The 7,436-nt window shown below is 53.4% G+C and carries 7 protein-coding genes and 1 pseudogene (1 of these 8 running past the window's edge); 1 reads left to right on the top strand and 7 read right to left on the bottom strand.

Annotation, left to right across the window (positions count from 1 at the left end; translation table 11 throughout):
* The 6 genes and pseudogenes from nadD to rplU all read right to left on the bottom strand — a co-directional run.
* Nucleotides 1-555, bottom strand: a pseudogene (gene nadD, locus GTN70_07555) (nicotinate (nicotinamide) nucleotide adenylyltransferase); it reaches 18 nt to the left of the window's first position.
* 1 nt (nt 556) lies between these two features.
* On the bottom strand, nt 557-1,825 hold the full coding sequence (locus GTN70_07550; GenBank protein ID NIO16839.1) for a glutamate-5-semialdehyde dehydrogenase: 1,269 nt from the start codon (nt 1,823-1,825) through the stop codon (nt 557-559).
* Nucleotides 1,826-1,841: 16 nt separating this feature from the next.
* Nucleotides 1,842-3,005 (bottom strand): glutamate 5-kinase, encoded by a 1,164-nt coding sequence (proB, locus tag GTN70_07545; GenBank protein ID NIO16838.1) that lies wholly within the window; start codon nt 3,003-3,005, stop codon nt 1,842-1,844.
* Complete coding sequence (gene obgE / locus GTN70_07540; GenBank protein ID NIO16837.1) at nt 2,989-3,996, bottom strand: GTPase ObgE; 1,008 nt, start codon at nt 3,994-3,996, stop codon at nt 2,989-2,991. The genes proB and obgE overlap by 17 nt, the downstream gene beginning before the upstream one ends.
* 9 nt (nt 3,997-4,005) lie before the next feature.
* Complete coding sequence (rpmA, locus tag GTN70_07535) at nt 4,006-4,266, bottom strand: 50S ribosomal protein L27 (GenBank protein NIO16836.1); 261 nt, start codon at nt 4,264-4,266, stop codon at nt 4,006-4,008.
* A gap of 4 nt (nt 4,267-4,270) precedes the next feature.
* On the bottom strand, nt 4,271-4,597 hold the full coding sequence (gene rplU, locus GTN70_07530) for a 50S ribosomal protein L21 (protein NIO16835.1): 327 nt from the start codon (nt 4,595-4,597) through the stop codon (nt 4,271-4,273).
* A gap of 177 nt (nt 4,598-4,774) precedes the next feature.
* Between rplU and GTN70_07525 the strand changes: the two genes are divergently transcribed.
* Complete coding sequence (locus tag GTN70_07525) at nt 4,775-5,770, top strand: NAD(P)-binding domain-containing protein (protein NIO16834.1); 996 nt, start codon at nt 4,775-4,777, stop codon at nt 5,768-5,770.
* A gap of 112 nt (nt 5,771-5,882) precedes the next feature.
* Here GTN70_07525 and GTN70_07520 read toward each other — a convergent pair whose 3' ends face one another.
* Nucleotides 5,883-7,418 (bottom strand): YifB family Mg chelatase-like AAA ATPase, encoded by a 1,536-nt coding sequence (locus tag GTN70_07520; protein ID NIO16833.1) that lies wholly within the window; start codon nt 7,416-7,418, stop codon nt 5,883-5,885.
* Nucleotides 7,419-7,436: the final 18 nt, after the last annotated feature.

The raw sequence follows: 7,436 nt of genomic DNA, 5'->3' as shown, positions 1-7,436 counted from the left end.
GAGCCTGTTGATCTTGAGCAAAATGATGCCCTTTTTTTGATCGGTGGTTATCCAGTCGCTTGCAGGAGTGGGAAAGTTTCTTTTTACGTTTTCGATCTTTATCGGGCCGAGTGTCTTTTCCACTTCATCGAAGCTGTCTTTGTCCACAAAGCCGGGGCGGGGGAGCACCACAAGGTTTGCGAGTGAGAGCACATCCTCGAATCTGTGCCACGTGTTGATTTCCAGGAGGGAGTCCGAACCGATTATCAATGTGATGGGCGTCTTTTTGAACTTATTCCCGAAATGGGAAACCGTGTTTACGGTGAATGATGGTTCGCCCGAATCGAGTTCGTATGTGCTCACCTCTCCGAAACCAAGATCCTGCACGGCCAGCCGGACCATCTGCAGCCTGTCTTTCCCCGGTGACTGGATGAGGTGAGTCTTGTGCGGAGGCGTTCCGGAAGGGACCAGGAAAATTCTCTCGAAGTCGACTGCTTCCCTGGCCTCGATGAGCCCTCTCATGTGGCCTATGTGAATCGGGTCGAAAGTTCCACCGAAAATAGCTACCATCTTCATCCTATTTCAGCCTGATCTGGCCATCACCGAAGGCGATAAATTTCGTTGTCGTCAGCTCTTCGAGGCCCATAGGGCCAAAAGCGTGCATTTTTGTCGTGCTTATCCCGATTTCCGCGCCAAGGCCCAGCTGGTAACCGTCGTTGAACCTGGTTGACGCGTTCGCCAGTACCAGGGATGAGTCTACCTCCCGAACGAAACGCATCGCCCTCTCGTAGTTCTCCGTGACGATGGCGTCCGTATGGTTCGAACCGTGCTCCCTGATGTGGGCTATGGCCTCGTCCATGGAAGATACCACCTTCACGGCAAGAATGAGGTCGAGAAACTCTTCTCCCCAGTCCTCCGGTACTGCACGTTTTATGTTCTTGAGGGTCTTCACCGTTTTTTCACAGCCGCGCAGTTCGACGCCATTTTCCTCCATCGCCCGGGCGAGGGAAGGCAGAAAAGTATCGGCCATGTCGCTGTGTACCAGGAGCGTCTCCATGGCGTTGCAGACACCGGGGCGCTGGACTTTTGCATTCAGGCTGATGGAGAGAGCCTTGTCAGCTTCTGCGCCGCTGTCTATGTAGACGTGGCATACACCCTTGTAGTGTTTGATCACGGGGATTCTTGAATTTTCAGCGACCTTTCTGATCAGCGCCTCCCCCCCGCGCGGGATGATCAGGTCTATGTAATCTTCCAGCATGAGCATCCTGTCGATGAGTTCCCGGTGCGTATCGGTTATCATGGAGATCCCCTCTTCGGGAAGGCCGCTCTCCTTCAGCCCCTTCCTTAAGATATTTGCAATGGCTATGTTCGAATGAATTGCTTCTGACCCACCGCGCAAGATAATGGCATTCCCGGATTTGATGCATAACCCCGCGGCGTCTGCCGTTACGTTTGGCCTCGATTCATAGATTATGCCGATCACGCCAAGGGGTATCCTCATTCTCCCCACGAGCAAGTCGTTGGGCCTTCGCCACATTTTGACGACCTCCCCGACGGGGTCGGGCAGATTTACCACTTCACGCAGCCCTTCTGACATCTGTGAGATTCTCCCCTCGTTGAGGAGCAGCCGGTCGAGCATCGCCGAGCTCAGGCCCTTGGATTTCCCGAAATCTATGTCCTTTTTGTTTTCCTCGATTATGGAATATGCCTCCTTCTCGAGGAGGTCGGCCATGGCCTCCAGTGCGCTGTTTTTCTCTTTGCTGCTTGCGTTTGCGATTGTATGTGCTGCCTGCTTCGCTTTTCTGCCAATTTCCTCGAGGTCGAGGGCATTTTTTAGCGTTTCCATAGGTTACCTCCGTTTGCTAAAGGGGAAGTATGGTGAGGTTGTCAGCGTGGACTGCCTCTTCGGGGATCTTTTTCCGAAACATCATCCTGATCTCGTGGGATTTTTTCCGCTTGATCCTGCTGATCGTCTCACTGTCGATTGCCGCGATACCCTTCGCGAAAACGCTCCCCTCCGGATCTGATATGGCGATAGGATCGCCTTTCTTGAACTTACCTTCAACTTCAATTATACCCGAGGGAAGCAGACTTTTATGTTTTTCCACGAGAGCTTCCTTCGCCCCGATATCCACCATTATCGTTCCACGGGGTTTCAGTGCGTAGGCCAGCCAGTATCGCCTGCTTTTGACCTTTTTCTTGGAAGGGAAAAACAGGGTTCCCAGGTCCTCCCCATCGAGTATTCTCATGAGGAAGTCTTTTCCCCTGTGTCCACTGATAATCACGGGTATGCCGAAAAATGAAGCCATCTGGGCGGCCTGGAGCTTGGATTTAATCCCGCCGATGCCAAGCGGGCTCCTCTTTTCCTTCTCGGCGAGTTTCCAGATCTTTTCGTCAACTTTTTCAACGATAGCGATCCTCTTTGCGTTTTCGTGCCGGGTGGGATCCCGGTCGAAGAGCCCTTCCGACTCGGAAAGCATTATCAGAAGGTCTGCGCCGACGAGATCAGTGACACGGGCTGCGAGTGTATCGTTGTCGCCCACCTTTATTTCCTCTGTGGCTACCGTGTCATTTTCGTTGATAACCGGTATTATGCCGTTTTCCAGAAGCGATTCGATCGTATTCCTCGCGTTGAGAAAGCGCCCTCTTTCCTCGAAGTCGTCGTGGGTGAGCAGAATCTGGGCGACATTTTTCCCGTACTTTCCAAATTCACGGGAATAGTAGTACATGAGAAGCGGCTGTCCGACGGCAGCGGCTGCCTGCTTTAAAACGAGCTTCCGCGGTTTTTCCGTAAGTCCGATCTTTTCCTTGCCCGCAGCCAGGGCGCCCGAGGAGACGATGACGCACTTGACGCCGGAGGATTCCAGAGTGATAACCTCTCTTGCGATTTTTCTCAGGAAATTCTTCTTCAGGTTCGAATTCTCGTCGGCAAGCAGAGCACTCCCGATTTTTACGATCACTCTTTTCGGTCGGAGGTTGTGGAAAAAGACTTTTTTTACTTTCTCGATATCACTTTTTCCTTTCATTTCCGATTACCTCGGTCAGTCGCTTTAAAAGCTGTTCTACGCCCTCGCCTGTTGCAGCCGATATCATCATCACATTCTCACGGGGAAAGCCGATATTATCAAGGGCAAATTTCGCATTTTCCCGTGCCTCGGGCAGGTCAATCTTGTTGAGGAGGATCAGCAATGTCCTCTCCTGCATGGAGGGATCATATTGTTCGAGTTCCCCTGTTATGACCTCTGTGTCTCCACGGATCGCTTCAGTTCCCCCGGAGGCGTCTATGATGACAATTATGATCTTTGTCCTCTGGAGATGTTTGAGAAATCTCGTGCCCAGGCCGGCACCCGTGCTGGCCCCTTCGATTATTCCCGGTATCTCGGCAACGACGAACTCTCCAAAATCCTTGTACCTCACCACGCCGAGAACGGGAGCGAGGGTGGTGAAGGGGTAGGCGGCTACTTTCGGCCTCGCACGTGATATCTTTCGTATGAGCGTTGATTTTCCCGCGTTCGGCTTGCCGACGATGCCCACCGAAGCGATAACGAGGAGTTCCAGCTTGAGTACCTTTTCCTCTCCCTCCCCCCCACTTTCAGCGTAATCCGGTGCTTGGTTCGTCGATGTGGCGAAATGTGCATTGCCCCGCCCGCCTTTTCCTCCAAGGGTGACGGTATATTGAGTATCGGCCGCGGCAAGGTCAGCGAGAACGGCGCCTGTTTCACCATCCCTGATCAGGGTTCCTTCCGGCACCTGCAGGATGAGGTCGGCGCCCTGTTTCCCGTGCTGCTTTTTTCCCCTTCCGTGCTGTCCCCGTTTGGCGACGTATGCTTTTTTGTACTTATAATCGAGGAGTGTGGAAAGGTGTTTCGAGGGCTTCAGGATTACGTGTCCCCCGCGTCCGCCGTTTCCCCCGTCCGGACCGCCACGGGGAACGAATTTTTCCCTTCGGAAAGAGATACATCCATTCCCGCCTTTCCCTGACCTGACACGAATGAGAGCCTCATCGACAAAGTGCATCGAAGTGGATTAAAAGGAAGCGGCGAGAACGGAGACCTTTTTCTTTGTTTTACCCAGCCTTTCGAATTTAATGATTCCGTCTATGAGGGCAAAGATCGTGAAGTCTTTTCCCAGCCCCACGTTTGACCCCGGGTGGACCTTGGTCCCTCTCTGCCTGATTATGATACTCCCTGCCTTGACGAACTGGCCGTCGTGTCTCTTCACGCCGAGCCTTTTCGACTTGGAATCCCTGCCGTTTCTCGAACTTCCCACACCCTTTTTATGAGCCATGGTGTTACTCCTTTGAGGACGGGAGGGTGATTTCTTTCACCTGGATATCGGTGTGCAACTGCCTGTGTCCTCTCTTTTTGTGCGACCCTTTTCTCCGCTTGTACGTATAGACGATTATCTTCTTCCCTTTTCCCTGACCGAGGATGTCACACTTCACGGAAGCCCCTTCTACGTAAGGTTTCCCGACTATGATATCGTCGTCCTTTTTTACCATGAGCACGTTTTGCAGTTCGATCTCGTCTCCCACGTTACCGTCTATCTTCTCAACCTTGACTCTGTCCCCCGGGGAAACGAGGATCTGCTTCCCACCCGCTTTGACGATTGCGTACATGGTTCTGGTGCCTCCTGAAGCAAAAGATAATCCTCAGAACTAAATATAATAAAAATTTCTTTTCCAATTGTCAATTCAAATTAGCTTCCCCCGAATATTCTTTACAGCCACAGGTAAAAAGCGGCCGGCCAGGACGTGATATAATCGTCTCAGAGCGGTGAAAGCGGAGGATCTCCCATGAACGATGTGATCATTGTCGGCGGGGGGCCGGGCGGCCTTTTATTCGGCCATCTTTTTCAGCAGAATGACGTCAAATATCTCATTCTCGAGAAAGAATCCATCGGCAACTCATTCCGCAAGATGAGACCGAACATGGTACTCCTCTCCCCCGCCATACCCGGTACTGACTGGACATCTTTAACGCTCAAGCAACCGATATGGGCTATCGACGGCGTGAGCAAACCCTATCCGACGAGGGATGATTTTGTCTGCTATCTCGAACGGTTTGCCGTGGACAACGCGCTGGATGTCAAGGAGCACACCCCGGTAGAGAGCGTTCAAAGGGACGGAGGATCCTTCAAGGTGGTGTGCGGAGATGGTGCGTATCATTCCAAATACGTGGTTCTCGCCACGGGTTTTTACGCAAAGCCGAGGTATCCCGGGATCCCGGGCATAGAAGGCAATCCCTACGTAACGCACTACGCAAACTTTTTCGGCTGCATGGCCTATCAGGGGAAGAAGGTCCTCGTCGTGGGCGGGGGCAACTCGGCTGCAGAGATAGCCATTGAGCTTTCGGGTGTCTGCGATGTTACACTCAAGACACGGGGCCCGCTCAGGTTTTTCTCGGAGACAGATGACCTCGGTGATATTCGCGGTTTCTCGGAGAGTGTCCTCAAGGAGCTGATACGGTTCAATATCATAAAACACGTTATGGACTCTGATATTCGTGGGTTCGAGGGTGATACGGTAATCTTTGAATCGGGTAAATCAAAACGATTCGACAAGATAATCCTGGCAACGGGGTTTTTGCCCGATTTCCCGCCGTTGAAGGATATGGAGATCAAGTGCGGTAACAACGGCGTCCCCCTCATTACAAAAGGGGGAGAATCCGTCTCAGCAGAGGGGGTCTTTTTCGGTGGTTCTCTCGCCATGTTTCACTCCCGCTGCAGGTTTATTCACGGCTTCAGGAATGAGGCGGAGAAGGTCGCGTGGAAAATATTCGACAGATTGTAACCCACCACGTTTCCCCCCGATGGCCGATCGGCTTCCCTCTCACCGCTTTTCCCTCCGGGAAGAAAAGAGAACGCTCCCGGTGGGTATCAAGGAAACGTTTCTTTGATTCCGCTTACCTGCCTCTTTGGTCGAGAAAGCGGTAGTGCGTCGCCTCGGCGACATGAATTGGCGATACCCTCTCCTCCTCTTCGAGGTCGGCGATGGTCCGGGCGATCTTCATTACGCGGTGTATCGCCCTTGCCGTGAGGTGAAGCTTTTCCGATGCATCGACAAGGAGCCTCCTGCCCTCGCGGGTTATCCCGATCGCATCATCGAGCACGTTTGAGGGGACGGAGGCATTGGTGGAAACCATGAAGGTTGCAAGCCGCTTCTTCTGAATTTTTCTCGCTTCCTCCACCCGTTTTCTAACCGTACCGGAGTCCTCCACCCCCTTCGCTGGGCAGGGTGAGATTATGTCGAGCCTTGGCGGCGGAAGCATCTCGACCTGCATGTCGATCCTGTCCATCACCGGCCCGCTCAGCTTTTTTCTATATCTGACAATGTCGGTGTGCATGCAGGTGCAGAGTTTTTCGGGGTATCCGAAGTTCCCGCAACCACAGGGATTTGTCGTTGCGATGAGCGAAAACCGTGCCGGGAATGTGAAGCAGAACCGTGATCTCGTTATGACCACCTTGCCCGATTCAAGGGGCTGCCTGAGCGCTTCGATCACATCGCGCCGGAACTCGGGGAACTCGTCGAGAAAGAGAACGCCGTTGTGTGCAAGGGTGGTCTCACCGGGGCAGGGAGGGTTGCCGCCGCCAATCATACCGGCATATGAGACGGAGTGGTGTGGAGCCCGGAATGGGCGTTCGGTGATTATGTCCCGGGATTCCTCCCCGCGGTACAGGGAGTGAATTTCATTGATCTCTATCAGTTCTCTCTCATCGGGGGGAGGGAGGATTGTGGTAATTCTCCTCGCGAGCATTGTCTTTCCCGTTCCGGGAGGCCCTATGAATATCAGGTTGTGCCCTCCGGCGGCTGCGATTTCGAGCGCTCTTTTCGCCGCTGCCTGCCCCGTAACGTCGGAAATGTCGATAAGCGCTTTGTCCTCGGTCTTTCCCTGCCCGGCGCCGGGCGGTTGGAGGGTATCCCACCCTTCGGTTCTATTGAGAAAGGACGCGAGCTCCGAGAGGCAGGAGACGGGAACGATCTCTATGCCCGATATTAGGCAGGCCTGAGAGAAATTTTTCGACGGCAGGATTATCCCGCTGAGGCCCAGTTTCTTTGCAAGGTAAGCCTGGGAAACGATTCCCTGGACGGGCTTGATGGTGCCATCGAGCGAAAGCTCTCCGGTGATGAGGTATTTGTTGGCCATATCCATGCAAACCTGGCCGGTTGCAGCGAGCAGGGCGGTGGCGACGGGGAGGTCGAGGAGACTGCCCTCCTTTTTTATGTCTGCGGGAGCGAGGTTGACGATTATCCTCTTATCGGGGAAAGAGAACCCGGAATTCCTCAAGGCTGTCCTGATCCTGTCCCTGCTCTCCTTCACGCTCGAACCGGGAAGGCCGACGACCGTGTGATTGAACATGCCCGGAGAGACGTCGACTTCGACGTCAACCCTGATTGCCGAGACACCAAGTATGACAGACGTTACTGCTTTCACCAGCATATCTCTTGCCCGTTGCCT

It is taken from the genome of Deltaproteobacteria bacterium (genome assembly GCA_011773515.1).
Taxonomy (GTDB): domain Bacteria; phylum Desulfobacterota; class Deferrimicrobia; order J040; family J040; genus WVXK01.
This window is presented reverse-complemented; position numbering and strand designations above follow the sequence as displayed.